Raw genomic sequence first — 25,749 nt, 5'->3', positions numbered from 1 at the left:
CGTTGCTAGAGTAAAACCTCAAATACAAGTGATATAACGTCAAGATGTCGACCGTTCAACGAATTTTACTGATCAATGGCCCGAACCTGAACCTACTGGGTTTACGCGAGCCGGGACATTATGGCCAGCAGTCTCTGGCCCAGATAGTGACGCACTTAACTGCCAAAGCGACCGAGTTAGGCGTGACGCTAGACCATATCCAATCGAACGCGGAATACGAGATTATCGATGCGATCCACCAAGCCCACGGCACGGTCGATTTCATCTTGATCAATCCTGCTGCTTTTACCCACACCAGTGTCGCTATCCGTGATGCACTCTTGGGGGTCAGCATCCCATTCATTGAAATACATCTGTCTAATGTTCATGCCCGGGAACCATTCCGCCATCACTCCTACCTGTCAGACAAAGCTGTCGGGGTGATCTGTGGCTTGGGCCCAGATGGTTATGAATTCGCCCTGCAAGCTGCGGTACGCCGTCTGCAAGCAGACGCCAACTGAACAAATAAGAGAAAGATAAATGGATATTCGTAAAATCAAGAAACTGATTGAGCTAGTTGAAGAGTCAGGTATTGCTGAGCTGGAAATTTCTGAAGGTGAAGAGTCAGTACGCATCAGTCGTGCCGTTGCACCTATCGCAGCACCAGCACAAATTGTAGCAGCACCAGTAGCAGCACCAGTAGCCGCTCCGGCAGCAGCACCAGTAGCCGAGGCCCCAGCAGCACCAGCAACACCTGCTGGCCATCAGGTTCTGTCGCCAATGGTAGGTAGCTTCTACCGTGCGCCGAGTCCTGATGCGAAACCATTTGTTGAAATCGGCCAGACTGTCAATGCCGGTGATACCCTGTGTATCGTCGAAGCAATGAAGATGATGAACCAGATCGAATCTGATAAAGCCGGTACTGTAGTAGCTATCCTGGCAGAAGACGGCGACGCCGTTGAATTTGACCAGCCGCTAGTTATCATCGAGTAACCGGGGTCTTTTATGCTAGATAAAATTGTTATTGCCAACCGAGGCGAGATTGCGCTGCGTATCCTGCGCGCATGTAAAGAGCTCGGCATCAAGACGGTTGCAGTGCACTCCACTGCCGACCGCGATCTTAAGCACGTATTGCTGGCTGACGAAGCGATCTGTATTGGTCCAGCCAAAAGTACAGAGAGCTACCTGAACATCCCTCGCATCATCAGTGCAGCGGAAATTACCGGCTCGGTGGCTATCCACCCTGGCTACGGTTTTCTGTCTGAAAATGCTGATTTTGCCGAGCAGGTAGAGCGTTCAGGCTTCATTTTCGTTGGACCAAAAGCAGACACCATCCGCCTGATGGGCGACAAAGTGTCAGCGATCACCTCGATGAAAAAAGCCGGTGTTCCTTGTGTTCCTGGCTCTGACGGCCCACTCGATGACGAGGAAGCTAAGAACAAAGCCTTTGCCAAGCGCATCGGCTATCCGGTGATCATCAAGGCATCGGGCGGCGGCGGTGGCCGTGGTATGCGTGTCGTTCGCAGTGAAGCGGATCTGATCGAAGCGATCGCGATGACCCGTGCCGAAGCGAAAGCAGCCTTCAACAACGATATGGTTTACATGGAGAAATTCTTGGAAAACCCACGCCATATCGAAGTACAGGTACTGGCTGACGGTCAGGGTGGTGCTATCCACCTCGGCGAACGTGACTGTTCTATGCAGCGTCGTCACCAGAAAGTGGTTGAAGAAGCACCAGCACCAGGTATCACCGAGGAAATGCGTAAGTACATCGGTGAACGCTGTACCCGTGCTTGTATCGAAATCGGCTATCGCGGTGCAGGTACGTTCGAATTCCTGTACGAGAATGGCGAGTTCTATTTCATCGAAATGAACACCCGTATCCAGGTTGAGCACCCAGTGACTGAAATGGTAACCGGCATCGACCTGATCAAAGAGCAGCTACGCATTGCCGCAGGCCAGCCACTGTCCTTCACCCAGGACGATATCAAGATCAAAGGCCATGCGGTTGAGTGCCGTATCAACGCCGAAGATCCTGTGCGTTTCCTACCTTGCCCAGGTAAGATCGACCGCTTCCATGCACCGGGTGGCATGGGTGTACGTTGGGAGTCGCACATCTACACTGGCTACAGCGTACCGCCTTACTACGATTCAATGATCGGTAAGCTGATCACCTTCGGTGAAAACCGCGACGTGGCCATTGCCCGCATGAAAAATGCCCTGGGCGAGATGATCATCGACGGTATCAAGACCAATGTTCCGCTACAGCAGGAAATCATGGCTGACGAGAACTTCCAGCACGGTGGCGCTAATATCCACTACCTCGAGAAGAAACTCGGTCTCCAGTAAGGTTGACACCTTCAAGTAAAAAGCTGCTTCGGCAGCTTTTTTTATCTCTATCTTATGCAATTTCACTCCCTTCCTAGCGCTCCCTGCTAACTTTTGCCACAATACCCCCCTTAAATTTGTATGAAGAATGAGCGTAACGCCCGCCGTCTATCGCTTCTTTCCCGCACCTCAACCGGAAACAACACCATGAAAACGCTGTCTGCGCGCTATCGCCAGGCCCACAAAGAAGCCAAATGGGCCGTCGGCCTGGCCTTGGCCTACTTCGGCTGGTGGTATTTCTCGGCCTATGCCTTCGCCCCGACCGGCATAGACGAAGCACTGCCGACCCTATACTGGGGATTCCCCCTTTGGTTTTTACTGGCCTGCATTATCGGCCCCATTCTGTTCACCGTGCTTTGTGGCCTGATGGTGAAATATATCTATCGCGACATGTCGCTCGAGATCGAACCGGAGGCCAATGATGAATAGCCAACTGTTGATCCCGCTCGTGCTGTATCTGATGGCCGTATTTGGCCTAGCGATATATACCCGGCGTCATCGTGGTAATGGCAGCGGCTTCCTCAATGAATACCTGGTCGGCAACCGCAGCATGGGCGGATTCGTGCTAGCCATGACCCTGGCTGCCACCTATGCTAGCGCCAGCTCGTTTATCGGCGGACCGGGCGCGGCCTATAAGATGGGTCTCGGCTGGGTATTGCTGGCCATGATCCAGCTACCGGCGGCTTGGCTGACCCTTGGGGTTCTGGGCAAAAAATTTGCCATTGAAGCACGTCGCCACAACGCCCTAACGCTGAACGATATTCTCTACGCCCGCTATAAACATCGCGGCGTCGTTATTTTTGCCTCGTTAGCACTGCTACTGGCCTTCTTCGGTACTATGGTGGTGCAGTTTGTTGGCGGCGCGCGCCTGCTGCAAACCGTGACCGGGCTGTCTTACCAGCACGGATTGATCCTCTTTGCCACCACGGTCGGCCTCTACACAACAATAGGTGGTTTCCGCGCCGTGGTCATGACCGATACCGTCCAGGGGATCATGATGATCATAGGTACAATTGCCCTGTTGATCGGTATTGTCCATGCTGGCGGCAGCATTGGCGAAATGATGGGCGAACTACACCGTATCGACCCAGCACTGGTCACCCCATTCGGCCCGGATAACTTCCTCAGCCAGCCTTTTATGCTCAGTTTCTGGGTGCTAGTGTGTTTCGGGGTCATTGGCCTGCCCCATGCTGCAGTACGCTGCATGTCCTATAAATCCACAGGCTCATTGCACAGAGGCATGGTGATCAGCACAGCCATGGTGGCCTTCCTGATGCTCGGCATGCACTTGGCCGGCGCTCTTGGCCGGGCCATCGTGCCAGATATTGCCAGCCCTGATCAGATCATGCCAACCCTGATGATGACGGTGCTTCCACCAGTGGTCGCAGGCGTATTTCTTGCCGGCCCCATGGCGGCAATTATGTCGACCATCGACTCCCAGCTGATCCAAGCCTCCGCTACACTGCTAAAGGACCTGTACCTCAACTACATCAACCCGAAAGCCGCCCAGGGGCCGGAGGCCGAAAGCCGCCTGCCGAAGCTGTCGCTATGGGTGACAGGTATTTTCTCGCTACTGGTCTTTGTCGCTGCCACCAACCCGCCGGATATGATCATCTGGCTCAACCTGCTGGCCTTTGGCGGCATGCAGGCGGTGTTCCTGTGGCCACTGGTACTTGGTCTGTACTGGAAAAAGGCCTCGGCCACCGGTGCCTTTGCCTCGATGGTCAGCGGACTGGCCTGTTATATCGCCCTGTCGCTACTTAAGCCCGATTTAGGGGGTATCCATGCCATCGTACCAACCTTGGTCATTGGTCTTGTCACCTTCGTCTTGGGGAGCCTTGCTCGGCCGGTTCCACAGCAGACCCTCCAACAGGTTTAAGACCGCCTTCAGATAGCACCTTCGGGTGCTATCTTTTTTTAAACTGTCTAAAAATCATGCTAGACTCCGCATCCTTGAATTTAGCTAACCAAAAAGCGAATTAACCATGCCTTGGATTCAAATCAAACTGAACGCGACGGCTGAGAATGCTGAAGCTATCGGCGACATGCTGATGGAAGAGACGGGCGCTGTCTCGGTTACCTTCCTTGATGCCCAGGACACTCCGGTATTCGAACCCTTGCCGGGTGAAACCCGTCTGTGGGGTGATACGGATGTGATCGGCCTGTACGATGCAGAGACGGACATGAAATTTGTCCTGGAAATGCTGAAAAACAGCCCGCTGATTGCCGATGATTTTGCCCACAAAATCGAGCAGTTGGAAGACAAGGACTGGGAACGTGAATGGATGGATAACTTCCACCCAATGCGCTTTGGCCGCCGCCTGTGGATTTGCCCAAGCTGGCGAGAAGTGCCTGAGCCAGACGCGGTAAACGTGATGCTGGATCCAGGTCTGGCATTCGGTACCGGTACCCACCCAACCACCTCGCTTTGTCTTGAGTGGCTAGACGGTCAGGATCTGGCTGGCAAAACCATCATCGACTTCGGTTGTGGCTCGGGCATCTTGGCAATTGCCGCCCTGAAACTGGGTGCCAAGAAGGTAATCGGTATTGATATCGATCCACAGGCTATCCAAGCTTCCCGTGACAATGCAGAGCGTAATGGCGTGTCCGAAAACCTTGAACTATATCTGCCGCAAGACCAACCGGAAGGTATCTTGGCTGATGTCGTGGTTGCCAACATTTTGGCCGGCCCACTGCGCGAGCTATCGCCAGTTATCAAAAGCCTGGTCAAAGACGGTGGCCTGCTAGCAATTTCAGGTGTACTTGAAAGCCAAGCGGAAGACGTCGCGACCTACTACGGCGACGAGCTTGAACTTGACCCAATTGCGGCCCGAGAAGAGTGGTGTCGCATCTCTGGGCACAAAGCGTAATCGACTTTTTCCTCTTCTAAACTGCGTCAATTGATTGAAAAGCGTACAGTTTTGAAAATCAAAACCTAAATGCTCAATTATTGGCCTTTTCAGAAGGGGAAAAAATGCGTAAAATGCGCGCCCTTACTGGCATAGTCAGGAATAGACGTTTGAAGATCGGTCCTTATCAACTTAACAACCAGCTGATAGTCGCGCCAATGGCAGGTGTGACCGATCGGCCTTTTCGCGAATTGTGCCTGCGCTACGGGGCAGGAATGGCCGTGAGCGAAATGATGTCGTCTAACCCAGACCTGTGGAAAACGTCCAAGTCCCAGAACCGCATGGTACATGAAGGCGAATCAGGGATCCGCTCGGTGCAAATCGCCGGCGCTGATCCTAAATTGATGGCCGAGGCGGCTCAGTTCAGCGTTGAAAACGGTGCGCAAATCATCGATATCAACATGGGCTGCCCAGCCAAAAAGGTCAACAAGCGCCTGGCAGGCTCTGCCCTGCTGCAGTACCCCGAACTGATCGAAGATATTCTTCGGACAGTAGTCGACGCGGTTGATGTTCCGGTTACGCTGAAAACGCGTACCGGCTGGGATCTTGAAAACCGAAACTGTGTCGATATTGCCAAACGTGCCGAACAATGTGGCATTCAGGCCCTGGCCCTACACGGCCGGACTAAAACCTGTATGTACAAAGGCGAGGCAGAATACGATTACATCAAGACAGTGAAAGAAGCGATCTCGATTCCGGTGATTGCGAACGGTGATATCGACTCACCGGAAAAGGCACGCTTTGTACTGGATTACACCGGTGCCGATGGCTTGATGATAGGTCGCCCTGCACAGGGTCGACCGTGGATTTTCCAGGAAATCCACCATTACTTAACAACTGGCGAACACCTGCCGGCTCCATCATTCGATGAAGTTGGTAGCATCATGCTAGGTCACATCCAGGAACTCCACCGTTTTTACGGCGAGTACCTGGGTTTGCGTATCGCACGCAAGCATGTGGGCTGGTATTTGAAAGAGCATGCCCCAGCAGGTGATTTCCGCCGGACCTTCAACGCACTCGAGGATGCCCAACAGCAACTCGATGCGCTGCAAGGCTACTTCGACAACGTTGCATAAATACGAGAAGAGCTTACAGAATATGTTCGAACAAAATCTGACTTCCGAAGCATTGACAGTAACTACTGTTACTTCACAGGACCAAATCACACAGAAGCCACTTCGTGACTCTGTTAAGGCGTCGCTGAAAAACTACCTGGCTCAACTAAACGGTCAGGAAGTCGATGATCTGTACGAGCTAGTGCTTGCTGAAGTTGAGCAGCCACTACTAGACACTATCATGCAGTACACCCGTGGTAACCAAACCCGCGCGGCAACAATGATGGGTATCAACCGCGGTACTCTTCGTAAGAAGCTGAAAAAATACGGCATGAACTAAGCCATTCTCAGTTAATACTGATTATTGAAAGCCCAAACCAGGCAACTGGTTTGGGCTTTTTGTTTATCAATACACGGTATTTTGCTGATAACTCTTATCTAGTCTCGCCATTCCCTCTCTCAGGGGAGAGCTTCGCCCTTGCCTGCTTAAAAGGCTTCCATTCGGAGCTGATATTCATAGGTCGTTATACCGATCAGCTCAGTACCGTTTTACTCGACTCCATAACGCCCGAACACTACTGGATCGCATCATGCTAAGGGAAATAAAAAGGGAACAGGGAAACTAAAGACACTTAGCTTTGTTATCTCAAAAATAAGACCGACCACTATGTAGGGTGAACCATACTGCTTGTTTGTACGTTACATGCTTGAATATAACCACAACGAGGCTGCAGCAATGAATCACATACTCCGTACATTCAATCACTCTTTGGTCATTATAGCGTTGTTCTTTTCCGGTCTTGCACTGGCAAGCCACCATGAAAAAAGCGAAATGGAAAAGAATCTCGTCCAGGTCGCTGCCAACAATGATGATTTCCAAACACTGGTGATGGCCATCAAGGCTGCTGATTTGGTCGAGACACTGGAAGGGAAAGGACCGTTTACCGTACTGGCACCCACGGATGACGCGTTTGCCAAGCTTCCCGAAGGCGCACTCGCCGAGTTGCTGAAACCGGAGAACAAAGAAAAATTACAAGCGATACTGACTTACCACGTCTTACCGGGAGCGCTTTCTTCAGAGGAAGTCATGAAACTTAAGCTGCCAGAAACGGTACAGGGCGGCACGGTTGCAATTGAAACCGATGACGATGGCAAAGTAACCATCAACGGTGCAAACGTCATTTTGGCAGATGTGCCAGCCAGCAATGGGGTGATCCATGTCATCGACACGGTGCTGATCCCAAAAGAGAAAGAAAAAGAATAATTAACGGCTAACAGTGCCGGCTGAAAAGCACAGCGCTTCACCACCGGTGAAGCGCTGTCAGTTAAAGGTAGTCACACAGATAAGCGGTCGGCTCAGAAACCTTCACCTCAAATGAGGAGTCACCAGGGACTTCAAAGTCGTCACCTGCATAATAGGTTTCCCATTCGATATGACCTGGCAACTTAACCGTCAGGGCTCCCTTGACCACACTCATCTTCTCTGGCGCAGCCGTACCAAAGGTATATTCACCTGGCGCCATGACCCCTACGCTGGCACGCTCGCCAGAGGTCTCAAAACCCAGAGACTTAACCTGGCCATCAAAATACTCATTTACTTTCAACATGACTTTCCCTATCAATAACAAGGTGATGCTTCGACGCTACCATAACTTGACGGCCTGCCCAATATAATTGATCGATTCACTGATGATTTTAGACTATCGCTCAGTACAAGCATCACGCCCGCTGCAACAGCGCCCTTCACTTGATTCCGCATCTTCAATATCCTCATCCCCCAACGCTTCAAGGATCGAACAGTGGCTGGCATCATCATCCACATGGCCACAGCAAGCATCATTGATTTTCTTGAGGGCATTACGGATCCTCGCCAACTCAGCCATCTTGCGATCGACGTCATCCAACTTGGCCAGAGTGATAGCTTTCACTTCAGCACAACTATGTTGGCTGGCTTCCAGCCGGATATCCAGCAGCTCCCTAATTTCATCCAAGCTTAGCCCGATAGCCTTGGCACGAAGAATAAAGTGGATCCGTGACAAGTCACCTTCGCTATAAAGTCGGTAACCACTTTCGCTACGCCCGGCAGGTACCAGCAAGCCATTTTTCTCGTAAAACCGCAACGTGTCATTGCTGACACCACAATGCTTAGCCAGCTGGCCAATCAAGTACATACCGCCCTACCCTTCAGTGATCCACAAACAACAAAAAGCAAACGTTTGCGTAGTGGTGGAATTAATGTAAAATATGCCACGTTGATCACAACACCCCAACGACAGCACAGTTTGTATCTTCGATTCTAGCCGAGGGTATTTACCAAAATCCAGCCCACTGGCTTTTGGCAAATAGTCCTCCGTGTTTATAAAGAGATGGTAGCAATGGAAAACGCTCGTCCTATCCGCCGTGCGCTAATTAGCGTGTCAGACAAAACTGGTATTGTTGAGTTCGCCCAGGCGCTTGCCGATCGTGGCGTCGATATCCTCTCCACAGGTGGCACTGCCCGCCTTCTTGCCGAGCAGGGTATCAAGGTCACTGAAGTGTCCGATCACACAGGCTTCCCTGAAATGATGGACGGTCGCGTTAAGACCTTACACCCAAAAATCCATGGTGGTGTACTGGGCCGTCGCGGCACTGATGATGCTGTGATGAACGACCATGGCATTGCCCCTATCGATATGGTGGTGGTAAACCTATACCCATTCGCAGCAACAGTTGCTAACCCTGACTGCACATTGGAAGATGCTGTTGAGAACATCGATATCGGTGGCCCGACAATGGTGCGCTCTGCCGCGAAGAACCACAAAGATGTGACCATTATCGTTAATGCCCACGACTACGACCGCGTGCTGACCGAAATGGCGACCAACGACGGTTCACTTAACCACGCCACCCGCTTTGATCTGGCTATTGCAGCCTTCGAGCACACAGCAGCCTACGACGGCATGATCGCCAACTACTTCGGTACCATGGTGGCTTCCTACGGCGACAACAAAGAAGGCGACGAGGAGTCTAAATTCCCACGTACCTTCAACCAGCAGTTCGAGAAAAAGCAGGATATGCGCTACGGTGAGAACAGCCATCAAGCTGCCGCTTTCTACGTTGAATCAAACCCTGAAGAAGCATCAGTTTCTACTGCTCGCCAAATCCAAGGTAAAGCACTTTCTTACAACAACATTGCTGATACAGACGCAGCACTTGAGTGTGTGAAAGAGTTCGACGAGCCTGCATGTGTGATCGTTAAGCACGCTAACCCATGTGGTGTTGCACTAGGTGAAGACATCCTAGAAGCCTACGACCGTGCTTTCAAAACAGACCCAACGTCTGCCTTCGGTGGCATCATCGCATTCAACCGTGAACTAGACGCAGCAACAGCAACGGCGATTACTGAGCGTCAATTCGTTGAAGTTATCATTGCACCTTCTGTTTCTGCTGAAGCGGTAGAAATTGTCGCGGCTAAGAAAAACCTTCGCCTGCTTGAGTGTGGCGAGTGGACGACGAAGACAACTGGCTTTGACGTGAAACGTGTTAACGGCGGCCTGCTGGTTCAAGACCGCGATCAAGGCATGGTTTCTGAAGAAGACCTGAAAGTAGTTTCTAAACGCCAGCCAACAGAGGAAGAGCTAAAAGATGCACTTTTCTGCTGGAAAGTCGCTAAATACGTGAAGTCGAACGCCATTGTTTACTCTAAGGGTGACATGACTATCGGCGTGGGCGCCGGCCAAATGAGCCGCGTTTACTCAGCGAAAATTGCCGGTATCAAAGCCGCTGACGAAGGCCTTCAGGTAGAAGGTTGTGTCATGGCATCGGATGCCTTCTTCCCGTTCCGCGATGGCATTGATGCAGCCGCTGAAGCCGGTATTAAATGTGTTATCCAGCCAGGCGGCTCGATGCGCGACCAGGAAGTGATTGATGCGGCCGACGAGCACGGCATGGCAATGATCTTTACCGGTATGCGCCACTTCCGCCACTAATCAAGCACAGGCTCAGGGGCAACCCGGAGCCTTATTCGATTTAAAGAACATGTCATGTTGCAGCATCGCAGCTGTAACTCATAAAAAAGAATTTTAATTTTAGAGCTAAGCCAGATGGCCTAATTCAAGGAACGTACGCGGAGCTTATGGACATAAGTGAGCATGCGTGACACAGAAGTTGGCCATGTGGCAACGCTATCAAAGGTAAAATTATGAATGTATTGATTATTGGTGCTGGCGGCCGTGAACACGCACTTGGCTGGAAAGCGGCACAAAACCCAAACGTTGAAACCGTTTTCGTCGCTCCGGGTAACGCCGGTACCGCACTTGAGCCTAAACTTGAGAACGTAAGCATCGGCGTTGAAGACATCGCTGGCTTAGTGGCGTTTGCTCAAGAGAAAAAAATCGAGCTAACCATCGTTGGTCCTGAAGCACCATTGGTTATTGGTGTGGTTGACGCATTCCGTGAAGTGGGTCTTCCTATCTTTGGTCCAACTCAAGCAGCGGCACAGCTTGAAGGGTCTAAAGCATTCACTAAAGACTTCTTGGCTCGCCACCAGATCCCAACAGGCTCTTACGCTAACTTCACAGACATCGAGCCAGCACTGGCTTACGTACGTGAACAAGGCGCGCCAATTGTCGTTAAGGCTGACGGCCTAGCTGCCGGTAAAGGCGTTATCGTTGCGATGACCCTTGAAGAAGCCGAAGACGCTATCAAAGACATGCTAGCGGGCAACGCATTTGGCGAAGCTGGCAGCCGCGTGGTTATTGAAGAGTTCCTTGAAGGCGAAGAAGCAAGCTTCATCGTGATGGTTGACGGTTCTAGCGTACTTCCTATGGCCACCAGCCAAGACCACAAACGTGTTGGCGATAAGGATACCGGTCCGAATACCGGTGGCATGGGCGCCTACTCGCCAGCGCCGGTTGTGACTCCAGAGATCCACAACCGTATCCTTGAAGAAGTGATCTATCCAACAGTACGTGGTATGGATGCAGAAGGCGCACCGTACACAGGTTTCCTATACGCTGGCCTAATGATTGATGCAGACGGCACGCCGAAGGTTATCGAATACAACTGCCGCTTTGGCGATCCAGAAACGCAACCTATCATGATGCGTATGGAATCCGACCTTGTTGAGCTTTGCCTGATGGCTATCGACGAGAAACTAGACGAAGCAGAATCGAAGTGGGATCCACGCGCTTCTATCGGCGTTGTTCTGGCTGCCGGTGGTTATCCAGCTGACTACGCTAAAGGTGATGTTATTTCGCTACCAACGAGCGAAGTTGAAGGCCAAAAGGTTTTCCATGCAGGCACCACAAATAACGAAGCTGGCGACGTTGTGACAAACGGCGGTCGTGTACTGTGTGCGACTGCACTTGGTAACACGGTTTCTGAGGCTCAGGAACGCGCCTACGCGTTAACTAAGCAAGTTAGCTGGAACGGCATGTTCCACCGCAATGACATCGGCTACCGTGCCATTGAGCGCGAGCAGCAAGACGCCTAACCCTTGCTGGCCCATCAAAAACGCGCCTCCTGGCGCGTTTTTTATTTCTGGTGTGCCTTAATTGGTAAGCAGCACCGGTGCCGTCAGGCAAGCGGGCTGAGGTTCAGTGAGCATCAATAAAGCCTTGGCGGTCAGGGCATCACGACGAACTTGGCCAATCACCGCCATATAACCGGCTTGCTGACGCTCCAGCAACTGCTGCTGCACATATCCGGGTAGTTCGGGGGTGAAGGTCACCTTCAGCTTGCGTTCGTCTCCACAGCGATAAAACTGCCCCTGTTGCCAGAACCCTTGTACCAAGGATTGATCATTCTTGCGCTGCTGCTTGACCACATCAGTACCATGTTTAGCTTCTTGGACCAATTGCTGCAGTTGTGCTTCGCCCAGCGGGATCAACTCATCGCCGAGGGTATAACGCTGAAAAACCGCATTGCCCAAGGTATCGTAGCGAACGTGCAGGGAGAAAGATTTGATTTGCTGCTCATCGAGCTGGGTCCCTTCGCGTTTGATTTCACGAAGTTTGCCATCCCGCCAGCGGTAGTCGGTCCGGTATTCACCATAGTCACCTGACATTACCCGCTCGGCAAGGCTAACAGGTCGGTTTTGCTGCGAGGTAAACCAATATATTGACGTGCTATCACCGAGGTTCTGACCACCGGCATGGGTCAACACTGGCGTAATATTATTTTCAGGGACTGTTGGGTTGGAGGCACATCCCGCCAATAGCGAGAGGGTAAGAAAAGTCAGTAGTCGCTTCATGGAAAAACTCCGCCAGATAGATACCTGGCGGAGTATAGATTATTTCACTGAGTCTTTCAGTGCTTTACCTGCAACGAAAGCAGGTACGTTTGCTGCAGCGATCTGGATTTCCTGACCCGTTTGTGGGTTACGGCCAGTACGCGCGGCACGGTGGTTCACTTTAAAAGTACCAAAGCCGATTAGTTGAACCTGGTCACCTTCTTTAAGCGCGTCAGTAATACCGTCTAGAGTTGATTCTAGGGCAACTTTAGCTTGAGCTTTAGAAAGATCTGCTTTTTCAGCGATCAGGTCAATCAGTTGGGTCTTGTTCATTAGGTTTCCCTTCTAAGGTTTTTTCTTAAGACGCATCAACTCTAATTCAAAAGAAGCCCGTGTGGCAAAGGTTTGTCAGCCTTCATGTGGTTAGGTGCGGGCTCTTTAACCACAAACTGAGCGCAAGTTCACAAAATGTTACTAATATGCTGGCTGAAATAGTTGTATTTATTCGCTTCAACACCGATTAATATAGGCGTTATCCCGTTAATTGTTACTAAGGTAAGCATGATACTCCTTACGATTTACATCGCTATTGCGATTGGTGTTTCGTTTATTTGTTCAGTACTGGAAGCTGTTCTCCTCAGCATCTCCCCTAGTTATATTGGTACCCTGCGCCAGCAAGGTCACCCAGCGGCCGATCGCCTCGCGGCCCTAAAAGACAATATCGACCGACCACTGGCTTCGATCCTGACCCTCAATACCATCGCTCACACCATCGGTGCGGCAACGGCCGGTGCTCAGGCAGCCGTGGTATTCGGTAGCCAATGGCTGGGAGTATTCTCCGGCGTGCTGACAATTGGTATTTTGCTATTCTCCGAAATCATTCCGAAAACGATCGGTGCAACCTACTGGCGCCAGCTAGCCCCTGCATCGGCATCGACCCTACGCTGGATGGTCTGGGCCCTGACGCCGTTTGTTTGGGTCTCAGAGCAAATCACTCGACGCCTATCCCATGGCCATCAAGCACCGAAGCTTCGTGACGAGCTATCGGCCATGGCCATGCTGGCAATAGAGTCCGGCGAGTTGGCTGAAGGCGAGTCAAAAATCATGACGAACCTACTCCAGTTCCGCGATGTCAGCGTCACCAAGATAATGACGCCACGTCCGGTGTTGTTCCGGATTGATGCCGAACAACCAATCAACGAGTTCCTGTCCCAGCATAAAGACAGTCCGTTCTCGCGTCCGCTGGTCTACAGCGAACAGAAGGACAACATCCTCGGCTTTGTCCACCGCCTTGAGCTTTTTGCCGAAAGTCAGGCTGGTCGAGGCCAGAAAGAGCTAGGAACCTTGATGCGCCCACTGCCGGTCATCATGAACAATTCCAGCGTGCCAAAAGCCTTTGAGCAGCTGATGAAAGAACGCTCCCAGCTGGTCTTGGTCGTGGATGAATACGGCACCGTCCAAGGTCTGGTGACCATGGAAGATATCTTCGAGCACCTTGTCGGTGAAGAGATTGTCGATGAAGCCGACAAGAATACCGACATGCAGCAGTTGGCCTACCAGCGCTGGGAGAAGTGGAAGAAAACCCATGGGGTTATCGAAAGCAAAGACGACGAGTAATCACGTTGTCGACAAAAAAAGGGGCCTGATGGCCCCTTTTTTATTTCATTACCTCACCAGAAGATAAGCCCGTTACATTACGGCTGCAATACGACGTTTGCGCCTGTTCGGGTTACTCGGCTCACTACCAAGCCCAAGGCAATAACCGTCACGCTAGGGAGCACCCACCCGGCATAGTCACTATACAGAGGTAAGTACTGCGCTAACCAAGCATCCGCTCCTGTTGGCATTCGGCCAAGGATATGCACGGCATCGACGCCGCCAAAGCCTAACGCTGTGACCACAGCCGCCATCACGGCTCCGGTCGTCAATTGGCGGCGTACAGGCGCAATCAGCAGTAGGGCAATGGCGACCGGGTGAAGCGCGACCACAACCGGCAAGGTGATTGCCAATAGCTGCTCCAAACCAAGGTTGGCCACCAGCCCTGCCACCACCATCGTCATCCAAACACTGCGCTTATAGGTGACTGACGTGAAAGTCCGACTGTAAAACTCACTGCCTGCAGTCGTCACCCCAATCGCGGTTGTCAAACAAGCCAATATCATCACGGCGCCAAGCAAAACACTTCCTAGGGTACCGAAATGAACCAAGGTAAAGGCGGTGAGGATCTCGCCGCCATTGCTGAACGAGGTGCCCAGATTGGCACTGGTCGAGCCAATATAAGCCAATGACAGATATACCAAGGCCATAGCCACAGCGTACATCAGTGCCGCTATCAAAGTGTATTTCGCCGTGGCTTTTGGGCAGTCCACTCCCATCTCACGGATAGCGCGAAAAATGATCCAACCAAAACCAATCGAGCCCAATGCATCCATGGTCATGTAACCCTGGGTCAGTCCCTCGGCAAACGCTTTGTCCTGATAGGGACCCGAAGCGGCCAGTACCTCACCGCCTGGCGAGATGAAAGCCGTCACAGCCAGTACCGACAAGATCACCACCAGCATCGGGGTCAACCACTTACCCAATGTATCCACCAACTTGCCGGGATACAGGGCAAACAAGATCGCAGCAAGACAGAAAAAAGCGGTGAATGGCAACAGCGCGGCGCCACCAACGAACGGGGCGAAGCTAAACTGATAGGCCACCGTTATCGCTCTTGGGATCACGAACGCCGGGCCGATCACGATAAAGACCATAACCCAAAAACTTGTTGCTACGGGCTTAGGCAGTGCTGCAGTCAGATTGTCTGAGCCATTGACCAAAGCCACCATCACCAATGCCAGCGCAGGCAGGCCAACACCGGTCAACAAGAACCCGGCCATGCCAGCCGTGAAATGTTCACCAGCCTGCTGGCCAAGATACGGGGGAAAGATCAGGTTACCGGCACCAAGATACATGGCGAAAGTCATAAAACCCAGGGCGGCGATATTGCGTGCACTTAACATAGTTGTCCTCTTCAGCATCGGCTTGAAGGAAACTAAGGATAATTCGGGAGGGAATATTGACCTGTCAGCTTCGCTTCAAGCTGACAGAAAAATTAGGTACGGCCTGTCAGCCCCGGATAAGACCCAGAGAGAGCAGGAGGAGCAGGCTAGCCGCAACGGCGTTGAAACCATTGCAGTGAACAGCAGTATTGATAGCTGATACAGGCATAACTCGTCCTAATGACAGGTAAAAAGATAGAAAACCAAGGTGTTTTCCGCGACACCTTTGTTATAAACGGCAGTAGTCAGACAACACAAGCAGAAAAATAAAATAAGTTTTATGGATTGAGCTTTATCCAAAAACCAGAATAAAGGACTGACTTTTGACTGTAAAGTTAGAACTTAAAACTTAACAGACCTGTTACATCCACAAACCGCCTCCCCTTTTCTGACTGGCACATACTCACTCCCCCCTAAACATCAGATACAAAAAAGGCCCCGACGGGGCCCTTTATATAAAAACTATACAGTTAGCTTACAGTTCGATACCAATGTTGCTAACCGGCTCGTCACGCAGCTCTTGGCGCAAATCTTTAATCAATTCGATGTCACGACGCTCTGCTTCTTTCAGCGCGCGGAAGATCGCCCACTGCATATCCCACTCGGCACACACCGCTTCATTTTCTTTCTGGTTCTCGTCAGTGATTTCGATACCCGTTTGGGCAAACTCAAGATCAGCAACGGTTTCAGCTGACAGCGAACTCAGTTTAGCCAGTGTTTCAAGCATCAAATCACGATCAAGCATGGCATGAAGCAGATCAGCCAGCGCTGCACAGGCATCAATCGCAGGGTTTACAGCATACAGATCAAAATCTTCAGCGTTTGGTACCAATTCTTCAAGCTTCTCAAGTTGCTTTTCGAAGTTAATCTTGGCTGTTTTTACCGTCAAAATTTCCCAGATGCTGTCCAGAATCGAACGGTATTTCTGCTCATCCGCGAACTCCGTTTGCTGACAGAAGAACGCATAGTTGGGGTACATTCGTTCACACAGTGACACCATAAAGGTAATGTGTTGCCATGGTTCTAATTTTTCTAAACGGAGCTGAACTGGATTCTTTAGCATGGGATAATCCGCAATTGTGATTTGACCCGAATCTTACTTGTATCCCCCTACTACTGCAATACATGGACTGCGGATAACACTGTGCTACCAGAAAGGAGCTGACATGCATAAACTGATGATTGTTTCCCGCCAAAAACAAGCCTATGAAGACATGCTGACCGAACGGCCGCTGCCGGGGGTCACTTTTGCCCAGCAACCGGACGAGGCAACGATCTTGCTAGCCGATCCTCCCAAGGTGGCCCCGCTGCTGCGCCAGTTCCCGGCCCTTGAGTGGATCCAATCAACCTTTGCCGGTATCGATGCCCTGACACAACCCCATTTGCGTCAAGATTACACGCTTACCAATATCCGAGGCTGTTTCGGCCAGCTGATCAGTGAATACGTACTGGGGTTGGTCATGGCCCACCAGCGCCATTTCACGACCTATCAAGCCCAGCAGCAAACGCAAAACTGGCACCCTCATCCCTATCATACCCTGGCAGGCAAAACGATGGTGATACTGGGCACCGGCAGTATCGGCAGCCATCTAGCCCGATCGGCCAAGGTACTGGGGTTCCACGTTATCGGGGTCAACCGCTCCGGCTTGGCCGAAGAGCGGGCTTTCAACGCTATTTTTCCATTAGCCAAGCTACACGACGCACTCACGCAAGCTGATATATTGGTCTCAACTTTGCCAGCCACAGCCGGCACCGATGATTTGCTTAATGCCAGCAGCTTAAGCTCTTGCCGTCATGCCCTACTTTTTAATGTCGGGCGCGGTAACGCAATTTGCGAATCCGGTTTACTCCATGCACTTGAGTCGGGGGCTATCGAACACGCCTTCCTTGATGTATTCAAACAAGAACCACTGCCGAATGGCCATCCATTCTGGCCGCACCCGAAGATCACTGTCACCCCGCATATTGCCGCTGAAAGTTTTCCCCATCAGGTCATGGCTATCTTTCGTGATAATGTCCAGCGCTGGCTCAAACGCCAACCACTGCGCTATGCCATCAACTTTCAACGTGGCTATTAATTCAATTAAGGAAGTCAGGGAGACAATATGAGCCCAAAATCCGATCAGCAACATCTTGATAACCTGCTCGATCAGATCAGCCAGTGCAAGATCTGCCAGGATCATCTCCCGCTCGGGCCACGACCTGTGGTTCAAGCTGCCAGCAGTGCCCGCTTGATGATTATCGGCCAAGCGCCGGGTACCAAGGTGCATGAAACCGGGATCCCATGGAACGATCCGAGTGGTGATCGCCTCCGACGTTGGTTAGAACTTGATCGTGATACCTTTTACAACCCAGAGCACATAGCCATCATGCCGATGGGGCTGTGCTACCCCGGCCGTGGCAAGTCGGGCGATCTACCGCCCTGCCCTGAATGTGCGCCACAGTGGCACCCGCAGGTATGGCCGTTGCTACCCAATATTGGAATGACCCTGTTGGTCGGCCAATACGCCCAGCAACGCTACCTCAAGAACAAACCGAAGACGTTGACCGAAACGGTGAAATCATGGCGTAATTGGGCACCGGAGTTTATCCCGATGCCGCACCCATCTCCCCGTAACACCCTATGGCTGAAGAAGAACCCATGGTTTGAAGAAGAGGTGGTGCCGTATATCCGTGACTACGTCCACCTGCATCTCGCAAAGCGAGATCCGAGTACCTAGATCCTCATTGCTGGAGGGCTCTAGGTTCTACGGGTAGAAATTGCCAGATCCGTTGCGGCATAAAGCTCTTACTCTGCTTTAATGCTCTTCCCTGCTAATAGGGTCTGCTTTTCTTAGGAGCAAATAAAAAGCCCACACAGCTAGCTGTATGGGCTTAACAAGCTTTCCCTAGGAACTCGTACCCCAGGATCTCGCACCTGCGTTATTTATGATACGGCTTCGATAGCTCATGCACCGCTTCAACAAACACACCAGCGTTTTCTGGCGGCACATCCAGGTGGATGCCGTGGCCAAGGTTGAACACGTGGCCAGTACCGCCGTCGCCGAAGCCTTCTAGGATAGTCGCGACTTCCTGACGAATGCGCTCTGGCTGGGCATATAGCATCGATGGGTCCATGTTGCCCTGCAGTGCCACTTTGTCGCCAATACGTTTCTTGGCATCAGCAATGTTGATGGTCCAGTCCAGACCGACCGCATCACAGCCCGTTGCTGCGATTTGCTCAAGCCACATACCACCGTTTTTGGTAAACAGGGTAACCGGTACACGGCGACCTTCGTTTTCACGGATCAATCCATCAACAATCTTGTGCATGTAACGCAGTGAGAACTCGTTGTAGTCACGAGGAGTCAATACACCGCCCCATGTATCGAATACCATGACCGACTGAGCACCCGCCTTGATTTGCGCGTTCAAGTACTCAATCACGCTGTCAGCCAGTTTATCGAGCAACAGGTGCAGTGTTTGCGGCTCTGCATACATCATCTTTTTGATTTTGGTGAACGCTTTTGAGCTACCACCTTCAACCATGTAGGTCGCCAGTGTCCATGGGCTACCAGAGAAACCGATTAGCGGAACTTCACCTTGCAGATCTTTGCGGATCTGGCGTACAGCATTCATGACGTACTGCAGTTCACCTTCCGGGTCCGGCAGGCCGATCTTGTCGACATCAGCTTTACAGGTAATTGGACGTTCGAACTTCGGCCCTTCACCCGCTTCAAAATACAGTCCCAATCCCATCGCATCAGGGATCGTCAGAATATCTGAGAACAGGATCGCCGCATCAAGCGGGAAACGGCGCAGAGGCTGTAGTGTCACCTCACTAGCCAGCTCAGCATTTTTACATAGCGACATGAAGTCACCGGCTACGCTTCGAGTTGCACGATATTCTGGTAGGTAGCGCCCTGCCTGACGCATCATCCATACTGGGGTGCAATCGACTGGCTGCTTCAATAAAGCGCGAAGGTAGCGGTCATTCTTTAGTTCGCTCATTTGGGACTCCATGGTTTTATTATGCGGGCATTGTACCACTCCCGGCGGTCAACAAAAGAGGCCATTTGTTAACCGGATCAAGTTTATAGTAACAATCTGGTCACCAGATTTGCGACTCTGTAGCCTCTCATGGTACAAAATCTGCGCGCTAGCAATAATAACAATGACTTTGCTCGTAGAAGGCAAAATAACTGCACCTTACCCCTCCTCACGGAGGGTTTTTTTATTCTATTTTTGGCAGCTCTTGGCCATCAATATCAACGTCTCGTCTATCAGTGTTCTGGCTATCGTACCCGGAGGGGCCAATTCCGGCAGTTCGTTTTGTGATGCCCAGATTGCATCGCTCAACTCAGCGTAATCAGGCTTCAGCTCCCCGCTTTGGTGATCGGCCAGAAAACCCATCATCAGATTAGACGGAAACGCCCAAGGCTGACTGCCAAAATAACGGATATTCGTCACCTTGATACCAGTTTCTTCCAACACTTCTCTTGCCACACACTGCTCTAGTGTCTCGCCGGCTTCGACAAAGCCCGCAATCACGGTATACATCCCAGTTTTATGCCTAGGGTGCTGCGCCAACAATATTTTATCTTGTTTTCGAACTGCTACGATGACACAAGGCGATAGCCTTGGGTAATGGTGGCTGTGACAGCCCTGACAGGCCATAGCAAGCTCATCTTTAATTAATTGGCACGTCATACCACACTGCGGGCAAAAACGCTGAGAGTGCAGCATATGTGATAATTGGATAGCTCGGCTGGCGAGGTTAAATAGCTCACTCTCAATGACCAATAGGGCCCGTAAGCTATCGAATCCCGATTCATCTAAATGATCAGGCGCTTCCAACCAGTAAACGGGAATGCCTTGGTATCGGCCAACTTCCACGACACTTTCCAGATCAAACCCTACTTCACCCGGCTCTTTGAGGGGAAGTTGTTGATCTTCTAGGTAGAGCTGGCGATTTTTGACTATGCACCAATAGCCTTTTTCTTGTTTTTTTAACATCAACGTCACATCCATCCTTGCAGGGTATCGTTTTTACTGGCAATCTAAAGTTAATACGGAAAAGGATCCGTAATTCAAGGTTCTCTTTTTTAAGAGATTAACAGGTATTGTTTCCAGTACCCTGTCTCGGTACTGTAGATCATGAGGGCATGGTCATGTTAAGTAAATTCGAGCAAGTACAAAAACAATGGGGTGGCACGAGTGACGTCATCGATCACTGGCTGATGTCTCGGCAACAGCTGCTAATCGATTACTGTAAGCTAGCCGGCCTCCCACCGTTCGAGAGTAACAACCGTCAGCTTCCGACTGCTTCCCAACTCCAACTTTTCAGCCAGCAGCTGGTCGACTATATCTCCGAAGGACACTTCAAAATCTACGATATGGTCATGGCGCGTTGGAACTCGACCGGGTATTCACCCACCGAAGAAATTTCTCAGCTATACGCACAAATCACCCAGACAACGGATCCATTGCTGAACTTCAGCGATAAATATACCGATATGGATGAAGGTGACGAGCTGCCTGGTTTCGACACCGATCTGTCAACCACTGGCGAGCTGATAGAAATCCGCTTTGCCCTTGAGGATAAGCTGATCGAATTGATCAGTGAGAGCCTGGCCTGCCCACCGGGCGCCTAGGCAACTCACACCTGTCCTCACCTGCCACCGGCCTGATAACCTCATCGGGCTGGTCCTACTTTTATACGCTTTTATCCCCTCTCCTGCAAAGGCAGTACCGAGCTGAGACCCTGCTTTTTGTCGCGTTAGTCATACCTTTAATCGGTTGCTGAACTGTCGTTTCAAAGTGTTTTACCTGAAAATAGGCAATAAAAAAGGGCACCCGAAGGTACCCTTTTATTTAATGCGTTAGCTAACGATTAGTCGTCGCTTAGACCGGCATTCAGTAGTGCAGCAAGATCTTGCGATGCCTGCTCAGCATCTACCTGAGGTGCAACTGGCTCTAGCTCTGCATCACGCTGACGTTGACGGTTCTGGTGGTACGCAAAACCGGTACCAGCAGGGATCAGACGACCAACGATTACGTTCTCTTTCAGGCCACGTAGCTCATCACGCTTACCAGAAACCGCAGCTTCTGTTAGTACGCGAGTCGTTTCCTGGAACGATGCAGCTGAGATGAACGACTCAGTTGCAAGCGATGCTTTGGTGATACCCAGTAGGTCACGCTCAAACGTTGCGATTAGCTTACCTTCAGCTTCAAGCTTACGGTTAGTAATCGTTACGCGAGAGAACTCAACCTGCTCACCAGGTAGGAACTCAGAGTCACCTGAAGACACGATAGTAACTTTACGCAGCATCTGACGAATGATTGTCTCGATGTGCTTATCGTTAATCTTAACGCCCTGTAGTCGGTAAACTTCCTGAACCTCGTTAACGATGTATTCTGCAACTGCGTGTACACCACGTAGACGTAGAATATCGTGCGGAGCCTCTGGACCATCGGCGATTACATCACCCTTCTCAACCTTCTCACCTTCGAATACGTTCAGCTGGCGCCACTTAGGTACCATTTCTTCGTATGCGTTGCCTTCCGAAGGTGTGATGATTAGGCGACGTTTGCCTTTAGTTTCTTTACCGAACGAAACCATACCCGTGATTTCAGCAAGAATTGCTGGCTCTTTCGGCTTACGTGCTTCGAACAGGTCAGCAACTCGTGGTAGACCACCGGTGATATCTTTCGTACCGCCAGATGCCTGTGGGATACGTGCTAGCGTATCACCGATACCAACCATTGCGCCGTCTTCTAGCTGGATGATTGCTTTACCCGGCAGGAAGTATTGAGCTGGTACTTCAGTACCGGCGATCATTACATCATGGCCGTTTTCATCAACTAGCTTAACCGTTGGACGCATGTCTTTACCTGCACCGGTACGCTCTGCAGCGTCAAGTACAGTGATCATAGACAGACCCGTTAGCTCATCAGTTTGACGAGAAACAGTTACACCATCAATCAAGTCAACAAACTGGATACGACCTGCCACTTCAGTGATGATTGGCATTGTGTGCGGGTCCCAGTTAGCGATAACTTCGCCAGCTTTAACTTCCGCAGCATCACCTTTAGTTAGGTGTGAACCGTATGGCAGTTTGTAGTTCTCTTTGGTACGACCAAACTCATCGATAACGCTCATTTCTGACGCACGAGAAGTGATAACTAGCTTGCCTTCGTTGTTAGTAACAAACTTGGCATTATGCAGTTTCATCGAACCGTTGTTCTTAACCTGGATGCTGTTTTCAGCAGCGGCTGCAGATGCTGCACCACCGATGTGGAACGTACGCATCGTAAGCTGTGTACCTGGCTCACCGATTGACTGAGCAGCAACAACACCTACTGCTTCACCAGTGTTTACCAAGTGACCACGTGCTAGATCACGACCGTAACAGAACTTACAACAACCGAAGTCATTCTCACAGGTTACAACAGAGCGCACTTTAACCTGGTCAACAGAGTTCTCTTCCAGAATGTCACACCACTTCTCATCAAGAAGCGTGTTACGTGGAGCAAGAACTTCTTCTGTACCCGGCTTGATAACGTCTTCAGCAACAACACGACCAAGAACTCGGTCACCAAGTTGCTCTTTAACATCACCACCTTCGACTAGAGGCATCATAGTGATACCTGCATGCGTACCACAGTCATCAGCTGTGATTACAACATCCTGCGCAACGTCAACAAGACGACGCGTTAGGTAACCTGAGTTAGCTGTCTTAAGTGCGGTATCGGCAAGACCCTTACGAGCACCGTGAGTAGAGATGAAGTACTGAAGTACGTTCAGACCTTCACGGAAGTTCGCTGTGATCGGCGTTTCGATGATTGAGCCATCTGGCTTAGCCATCAGACCACGCATACCCGCCAACTGACGAATCTGTGCGGCAGAACCACGAGCACCTGAGTCGGCCATCATGTAAACGCTGTTGAACGATTTCTGCTGTTCTTCTTCACCGTCACGGTTAATAACAGTATCGAAAGACAGGTTATCCATCATCGCTTTAGCAACTTGCTCATTCGCTGTTGCCCAGATATCGATAACTTTGTTGTAACGTTCGCCGGCGGTTACAAGACCAGATTGGAACTGCTCTTGGATTTCAGCAACTTCTGCTTCTGCTTCTGCGATCTTGGTGTATTTCGCTTCTGGTACAACCATATCGTCGATACCAACAGACACACCAGAAAGTGCAGCGTAAGCAAAACCTGTGTACATGATCTGGTCAGCAAAGATAACAGTATCTTTCATGCCCAACTCACGGTAACAAGTGTTAAGCAGTTTAGAGATCTGCTTCTTACCCAAAGCTTCAGTATTCACTAAGGTGAATGGCAGACCTTTCGGTACGATAGTCCATAGCATTGCACGACCAACAGTCGTATCAATCAATTGAGTATCTTCAACCAAGCCACCCTGTTCGCCTTTCACGAACTGAGTAATACGAACTTTAACGCGAGCGTGCAGCTCAGCATTACCTGTACGGTATGCTTTTTCAGCTTCAGCAGGACCTGCAAGGTACATGCCTTCGCCTTTAGCGTTAATCTTCTCACGAGTCATGTAGTAAAGACCCAATACAACGTCCTGAGAAGGTACGATGATCGGATCACCAGATGCTGGCGAAAGGATGTTGTTTGTTGACATCATCAGCGCACGAGCTTCAAGCTGTGCTTCCAGAGTTAGAGGTACGTGTACCGCCATCTGGTCACCATCGAAGTCGGCGTTATAGGCCGCACACACTAGTGGGTGAAGCTGGATAGCTTTACCTTCGATTAGTACTGGTTCAAATGCCTGAATACCCAAACGGTGCAGTGTTGGTGCACGGTTAAGCATTACTGGGTGTTCGCGGATCACTTCGTCTAGGATATCCCAAACAACCGCTTCTTCGCGCTCAACCATCTTCTTAGCAGCTTTGATCGTTGTCGCAAGACCACGAGTCTCTAGCTTGCCGTAGATAAATGGCTTAAATAGCTCCAATGCCATCTTCTTAGGAAGACCACACTGATGCAGGCGTAGGTAAGGACCTACGGTGATAACAGAACGACCAGAGTAGTCTACACGCTTACCAAGTAGGTTCTGACGGAAACGACCCTGCTTACCTTTGATCATGTCAGCCAAAGATTTCAGAGGACGCTTGTTCGAACCAGTGATAGCGCGGCCACGGCGACCGTTATCTAGCAATGCATCAACAGACTCCTGAAGCATACGTTTTTCGTTACGTACGATAATGTCAGGGGCTGCTAGGTCCAGTAGACGCTTAAGACGGTTGTTACGGTTGATTACGCGACGGTACAGATCGTTCAGATCAGACGTTGCGAAACGGCCACCATCTAGCGGTACCAACGGACGCAAATCCGGCGGTAGTACTGGCAGTACAGACAGGATCATCCACTCTGGGTTGTTACCTGACTGTAGGAATGCTTCTACCAGCTTAAGACGCTTTGTTAGCTTCTTACGCTTGGTTTCAGAGTTGGTTTCTTCCAGCTCTTCGCGCATCAGCTCGATTTCAGCATTCAGGTCCATATTGGCCAGAAGTGCCTGAACGGCTTCAGCACCCATCTTCGCGTCGAACTCGTCGCCCCACTCTTCAAGTGCATCCAGGTACTGTTCTTCTGACAGCAGCTGGCTACGCTCAAGGTTGGTCATACCTGGTTCGATTACCACGTAAGATTCAAAGTAAAGTACACGCTCAATGTCACGTAGCGGCATGTCCATTAACAGACCGATACGAGATGGCAGTGACTTAAGGAACCAGATGTGGGCAACAGGAGAAGCTAGCTCAATGTGACCCATGCGCTCACGACGCACTTTAGTCTGAGTTACTTCTACGCCACATTTTTCACAGATAACACCACGGTGCTTCAGGCGCTTGTACTTGCCACAAAGACACTCGTAGTCTTTTACTGGGCCAAAAATACGTGCACAGAAAAGACCGTCACGTTCAGGCTTAAAAGTACGGTAGTTGATGGTTTCTGGTTTTTTCACTTCACCGAAAGACCATGAACGGATCATGTCTGGTGAAGCAAGACCGATTTTGATCGCGTCAAATTCTTCAGTCTTGTGTTGTGCTTTCAGAAACTTAAGTAAGTCTTTCACATTCGGCTCCTGTGAGGAGTTGACCCATAAAGGCGCCAGTCTGCTGGCGCCTTCATATTTATACCGGAGTAACTAATAA

General features: G+C 50.8%; 24 protein-coding genes. 15 read left to right on the top strand and 9 right to left on the bottom strand.

Annotation, left to right across the window (positions count from 1 at the left end; all coding sequences use genetic code 11):
- Nucleotides 1-44: 44 nt before the first annotated feature.
- The 9 genes from aroQ (at nt 45) to ACVA58_RS24070 (ending at nt 7,595) form a co-directional block, all read left to right on the top strand.
- Complete coding sequence (aroQ, locus tag ACVA58_RS24110; RefSeq protein ID WP_107350990.1) at nt 45-500, top strand: type II 3-dehydroquinate dehydratase; 456 nt, start codon at nt 45-47, stop codon at nt 498-500.
- A 19-nt stretch (nt 501-519) separates the two neighbouring features.
- A complete protein-coding gene (gene accB, locus ACVA58_RS24105) occupies nt 520-972 on the top strand; it encodes an acetyl-CoA carboxylase biotin carboxyl carrier protein (RefSeq protein WP_446512822.1) in 453 nt (150 codons plus the stop codon).
- A gap of 12 nt (nt 973-984) precedes the next feature.
- Nucleotides 985-2,328: an acetyl-CoA carboxylase biotin carboxylase subunit gene (gene accC / locus ACVA58_RS24100; protein WP_446512821.1), complete on the top strand. Its 1,344-nt coding sequence runs from the start codon at nt 985-987 to the stop codon at nt 2,326-2,328.
- 186 nt (nt 2,329-2,514) lie between these two features.
- Entirely contained in the window at nt 2,515-2,796 is a 282-nt protein-coding gene (locus ACVA58_RS24095) for a YhdT family protein (protein ID WP_446512820.1), read from the top strand.
- Nucleotides 2,789-4,246: a sodium/pantothenate symporter gene (panF, locus tag ACVA58_RS24090; protein WP_446512848.1), complete on the top strand. Its 1,458-nt coding sequence runs from the start codon at nt 2,789-2,791 to the stop codon at nt 4,244-4,246. Before ACVA58_RS24095 ends, panF begins: the two co-directional genes overlap by 8 nt.
- Nucleotides 4,247-4,352: 106 nt before the next feature.
- Nucleotides 4,353-5,237 carry a 50S ribosomal protein L11 methyltransferase gene (gene prmA, locus ACVA58_RS24085; protein ID WP_446512819.1) on the top strand — a complete coding sequence of 295 codons (885 nt, stop codon included), beginning with the start codon at nt 4,353-4,355 and terminating at the stop codon, nt 5,235-5,237.
- 149 nt (nt 5,238-5,386) lie between these two features.
- Nucleotides 5,387-6,352: a tRNA dihydrouridine synthase DusB gene (gene dusB, locus ACVA58_RS24080; RefSeq protein ID WP_428655702.1), complete on the top strand. Its 966-nt coding sequence runs from the start codon at nt 5,387-5,389 to the stop codon at nt 6,350-6,352.
- Nucleotides 6,353-6,374: 22 nt separating this feature from the next.
- A complete protein-coding gene (gene fis, locus ACVA58_RS24075; RefSeq protein WP_005372656.1) occupies nt 6,375-6,671 on the top strand; it encodes a DNA-binding transcriptional regulator Fis in 297 nt (98 codons plus the stop codon).
- A 396-nt stretch (nt 6,672-7,067) separates the two neighbouring features.
- The gene (locus tag ACVA58_RS24070) at nt 7,068-7,595 is read left to right on the top strand and encodes a fasciclin domain-containing protein (protein WP_446512818.1); all 528 of its coding nucleotides are present in this window, start codon (nt 7,068-7,070) and stop codon (nt 7,593-7,595) included.
- A 61-nt stretch (nt 7,596-7,656) separates the two neighbouring features.
- Here ACVA58_RS24070 and ppnP read toward each other — a convergent pair whose 3' ends face one another.
- Both ppnP and zntR read right to left on the bottom strand, forming a co-directional pair.
- Complete coding sequence (gene ppnP, locus ACVA58_RS24065; protein WP_446512817.1) at nt 7,657-7,938, bottom strand: pyrimidine/purine nucleoside phosphorylase; 282 nt, start codon at nt 7,936-7,938, stop codon at nt 7,657-7,659.
- A gap of 93 nt (nt 7,939-8,031) precedes the next feature.
- Complete coding sequence (gene zntR, locus ACVA58_RS24060) at nt 8,032-8,502, bottom strand: Zn(2+)-responsive transcriptional regulator (protein ID WP_446512816.1); 471 nt, start codon at nt 8,500-8,502, stop codon at nt 8,032-8,034.
- A gap of 204 nt (nt 8,503-8,706) precedes the next feature.
- Between zntR and purH the strand changes: the two genes are divergently transcribed.
- Together purH and purD are read left to right on the top strand one after the other, a co-directional pair.
- Entirely contained in the window at nt 8,707-10,299 is a 1,593-nt protein-coding gene (purH, locus tag ACVA58_RS24055; RefSeq protein WP_446512815.1) for a bifunctional phosphoribosylaminoimidazolecarboxamide formyltransferase/IMP cyclohydrolase, read from the top strand.
- A 212-nt stretch (nt 10,300-10,511) separates the two neighbouring features.
- A complete protein-coding gene (purD, locus tag ACVA58_RS24050) occupies nt 10,512-11,804 on the top strand; it encodes a phosphoribosylamine--glycine ligase (protein ID WP_446512814.1) in 1,293 nt (430 codons plus the stop codon).
- 57 nt (nt 11,805-11,861) lie between these two features.
- Here purD and ACVA58_RS24045 read toward each other — a convergent pair whose 3' ends face one another.
- Together ACVA58_RS24045 and hupA are read right to left on the bottom strand one after the other, a co-directional pair.
- A complete protein-coding gene (locus ACVA58_RS24045) occupies nt 11,862-12,563 on the bottom strand; it encodes a DUF1481 domain-containing protein (protein WP_446512813.1) in 702 nt (233 codons plus the stop codon).
- A 39-nt stretch (nt 12,564-12,602) separates the two neighbouring features.
- Entirely contained in the window at nt 12,603-12,875 is a 273-nt protein-coding gene (gene hupA, locus ACVA58_RS24040) for a nucleoid-associated protein HU-alpha (protein ID WP_039458747.1), read from the bottom strand.
- Between the two features lie 228 nt (nt 12,876-13,103).
- Here hupA and ACVA58_RS24035 point away from each other — a divergent pair, with 228 nt between their 5' ends.
- On the top strand, nt 13,104-14,159 hold the full coding sequence (locus tag ACVA58_RS24035; protein WP_446512812.1) for a CNNM domain-containing protein: 1,056 nt from the start codon (nt 13,104-13,106) through the stop codon (nt 14,157-14,159).
- A 77-nt stretch (nt 14,160-14,236) separates the two neighbouring features.
- Here the strand turns inward: ACVA58_RS24035 and brnQ are convergent, their stop codons facing one another.
- Nucleotides 14,237-15,544, bottom strand: coding sequence for a branched-chain amino acid transport system II carrier protein (brnQ, locus tag ACVA58_RS24030; protein WP_446512811.1), 1,308 nt, complete (start codon nt 15,542-15,544; stop codon nt 14,237-14,239).
- A 514-nt stretch (nt 15,545-16,058) separates the two neighbouring features.
- Entirely contained in the window at nt 16,059-16,646 is a 588-nt protein-coding gene (locus ACVA58_RS24025; RefSeq protein WP_446512810.1) for a YjaG family protein, read from the bottom strand.
- Nucleotides 16,647-16,749: 103 nt separating this feature from the next.
- Here ACVA58_RS24025 and ACVA58_RS24020 point away from each other — a divergent pair, with 103 nt between their 5' ends.
- On the top strand, nt 16,750-17,661 hold the full coding sequence (locus ACVA58_RS24020) for a D-2-hydroxyacid dehydrogenase (RefSeq protein ID WP_446512809.1): 912 nt from the start codon (nt 16,750-16,752) through the stop codon (nt 17,659-17,661).
- 27 nt (nt 17,662-17,688) lie between these two features.
- Complete coding sequence (locus ACVA58_RS24015; protein WP_446512808.1) at nt 17,689-18,303, top strand: uracil-DNA glycosylase family protein; 615 nt, start codon at nt 17,689-17,691, stop codon at nt 18,301-18,303.
- A 202-nt stretch (nt 18,304-18,505) separates the two neighbouring features.
- On the opposite strand, the gene hemE is transcribed toward ACVA58_RS24015, so the two are convergent.
- Together hemE and nudC are read right to left on the bottom strand one after the other, a co-directional pair.
- A complete protein-coding gene (gene hemE / locus ACVA58_RS24010) occupies nt 18,506-19,573 on the bottom strand; it encodes a uroporphyrinogen decarboxylase (protein WP_107350972.1) in 1,068 nt (355 codons plus the stop codon).
- A gap of 228 nt (nt 19,574-19,801) precedes the next feature.
- Complete coding sequence (nudC, locus tag ACVA58_RS24005; RefSeq protein WP_446512807.1) at nt 19,802-20,578, bottom strand: NAD(+) diphosphatase; 777 nt, start codon at nt 20,576-20,578, stop codon at nt 19,802-19,804.
- A 155-nt stretch (nt 20,579-20,733) separates the two neighbouring features.
- On the opposite strand from nudC, the gene rsd reads away from it, so the two are divergent.
- Nucleotides 20,734-21,216: a sigma D regulator gene (gene rsd, locus ACVA58_RS24000; RefSeq protein ID WP_446512806.1), complete on the top strand. Its 483-nt coding sequence runs from the start codon at nt 20,734-20,736 to the stop codon at nt 21,214-21,216.
- 239 nt (nt 21,217-21,455) lie between these two features.
- On the opposite strand, the gene rpoC is transcribed toward rsd, so the two are convergent.
- Nucleotides 21,456-25,670, bottom strand: coding sequence for a DNA-directed RNA polymerase subunit beta' (gene rpoC, locus ACVA58_RS23995; RefSeq protein WP_446512805.1), 4,215 nt, complete (start codon nt 25,668-25,670; stop codon nt 21,456-21,458).
- Between the last annotated feature and the right edge of the window lie 79 nt (nt 25,671-25,749).

This window comes from Photobacterium sp. DNB22_13_2 (genome assembly GCF_052873915.1).
This window is presented reverse-complemented; position numbering and strand designations above follow the sequence as displayed.

Excerpts from the sequence above, each read along its gene's own strand:
- hemE (WP_107350972.1), bottom strand. The coding sequence starts at position 19,573 with ATGAGCGAACTAAAGAATGACCGCTACCTTCGCGCTTTATTGAAGCAG.
- rsd (WP_446512806.1), top strand. The coding sequence starts at position 20,734 with ATGTTAAGTAAATTCGAGCAAGTACAAAAACAATGGGGTGGCACGAGT.
- ACVA58_RS24020 (WP_446512809.1), top strand. The coding sequence starts at position 16,750 with ATGCATAAACTGATGATTGTTTCCCGCCAAAAACAAGCCTATGAAGAC.
- ACVA58_RS24070 (WP_446512818.1), top strand. The coding sequence starts at position 7,068 with ATGAATCACATACTCCGTACATTCAATCACTCTTTGGTCATTATAGCG.
- purH (WP_446512815.1), top strand. The coding sequence starts at position 8,707 with ATGGAAAACGCTCGTCCTATCCGCCGTGCGCTAATTAGCGTGTCAGAC.
- purD (WP_446512814.1), top strand. The coding sequence starts at position 10,512 with ATGAATGTATTGATTATTGGTGCTGGCGGCCGTGAACACGCACTTGGC.
- zntR (WP_446512816.1), bottom strand. The coding sequence starts at position 8,502 with ATGTACTTGATTGGCCAGCTGGCTAAGCATTGTGGTGTCAGCAATGAC.
- hupA (WP_039458747.1), bottom strand. The coding sequence starts at position 12,875 with ATGAACAAGACCCAACTGATTGACCTGATCGCTGAAAAAGCAGATCTT.
- ACVA58_RS24045 (WP_446512813.1), bottom strand. The coding sequence starts at position 12,563 with ATGAAGCGACTACTGACTTTTCTTACCCTCTCGCTATTGGCGGGATGT.
- prmA (WP_446512819.1), top strand. The coding sequence starts at position 4,353 with ATGCCTTGGATTCAAATCAAACTGAACGCGACGGCTGAGAATGCTGAA.
- aroQ (WP_107350990.1), top strand. The coding sequence starts at position 45 with ATGTCGACCGTTCAACGAATTTTACTGATCAATGGCCCGAACCTGAAC.
- fis (WP_005372656.1), top strand. The coding sequence starts at position 6,375 with ATGTTCGAACAAAATCTGACTTCCGAAGCATTGACAGTAACTACTGTT.
- ACVA58_RS24025 (WP_446512810.1), bottom strand. The coding sequence starts at position 16,646 with ATGCTAAAGAATCCAGTTCAGCTCCGTTTAGAAAAATTAGAACCATGG.
- panF (WP_446512848.1), top strand. The coding sequence starts at position 2,789 with ATGAATAGCCAACTGTTGATCCCGCTCGTGCTGTATCTGATGGCCGTA.
- ACVA58_RS24015 (WP_446512808.1), top strand. The coding sequence starts at position 17,689 with ATGAGCCCAAAATCCGATCAGCAACATCTTGATAACCTGCTCGATCAG.
- brnQ (WP_446512811.1), bottom strand. The coding sequence starts at position 15,544 with ATGTTAAGTGCACGCAATATCGCCGCCCTGGGTTTTATGACTTTCGCC.
- accC (WP_446512821.1), top strand. The coding sequence starts at position 985 with ATGCTAGATAAAATTGTTATTGCCAACCGAGGCGAGATTGCGCTGCGT.
- ACVA58_RS24095 (WP_446512820.1), top strand. The coding sequence starts at position 2,515 with ATGAAAACGCTGTCTGCGCGCTATCGCCAGGCCCACAAAGAAGCCAAA.
- accB (WP_446512822.1), top strand. The coding sequence starts at position 520 with ATGGATATTCGTAAAATCAAGAAACTGATTGAGCTAGTTGAAGAGTCA.
- ppnP (WP_446512817.1), bottom strand. The coding sequence starts at position 7,938 with ATGTTGAAAGTAAATGAGTATTTTGATGGCCAGGTTAAGTCTCTGGGT.
- ACVA58_RS24035 (WP_446512812.1), top strand. The coding sequence starts at position 13,104 with ATGATACTCCTTACGATTTACATCGCTATTGCGATTGGTGTTTCGTTT.
- nudC (WP_446512807.1), bottom strand. The coding sequence starts at position 20,578 with ATGTTAAAAAAACAAGAAAAAGGCTATTGGTGCATAGTCAAAAATCGC.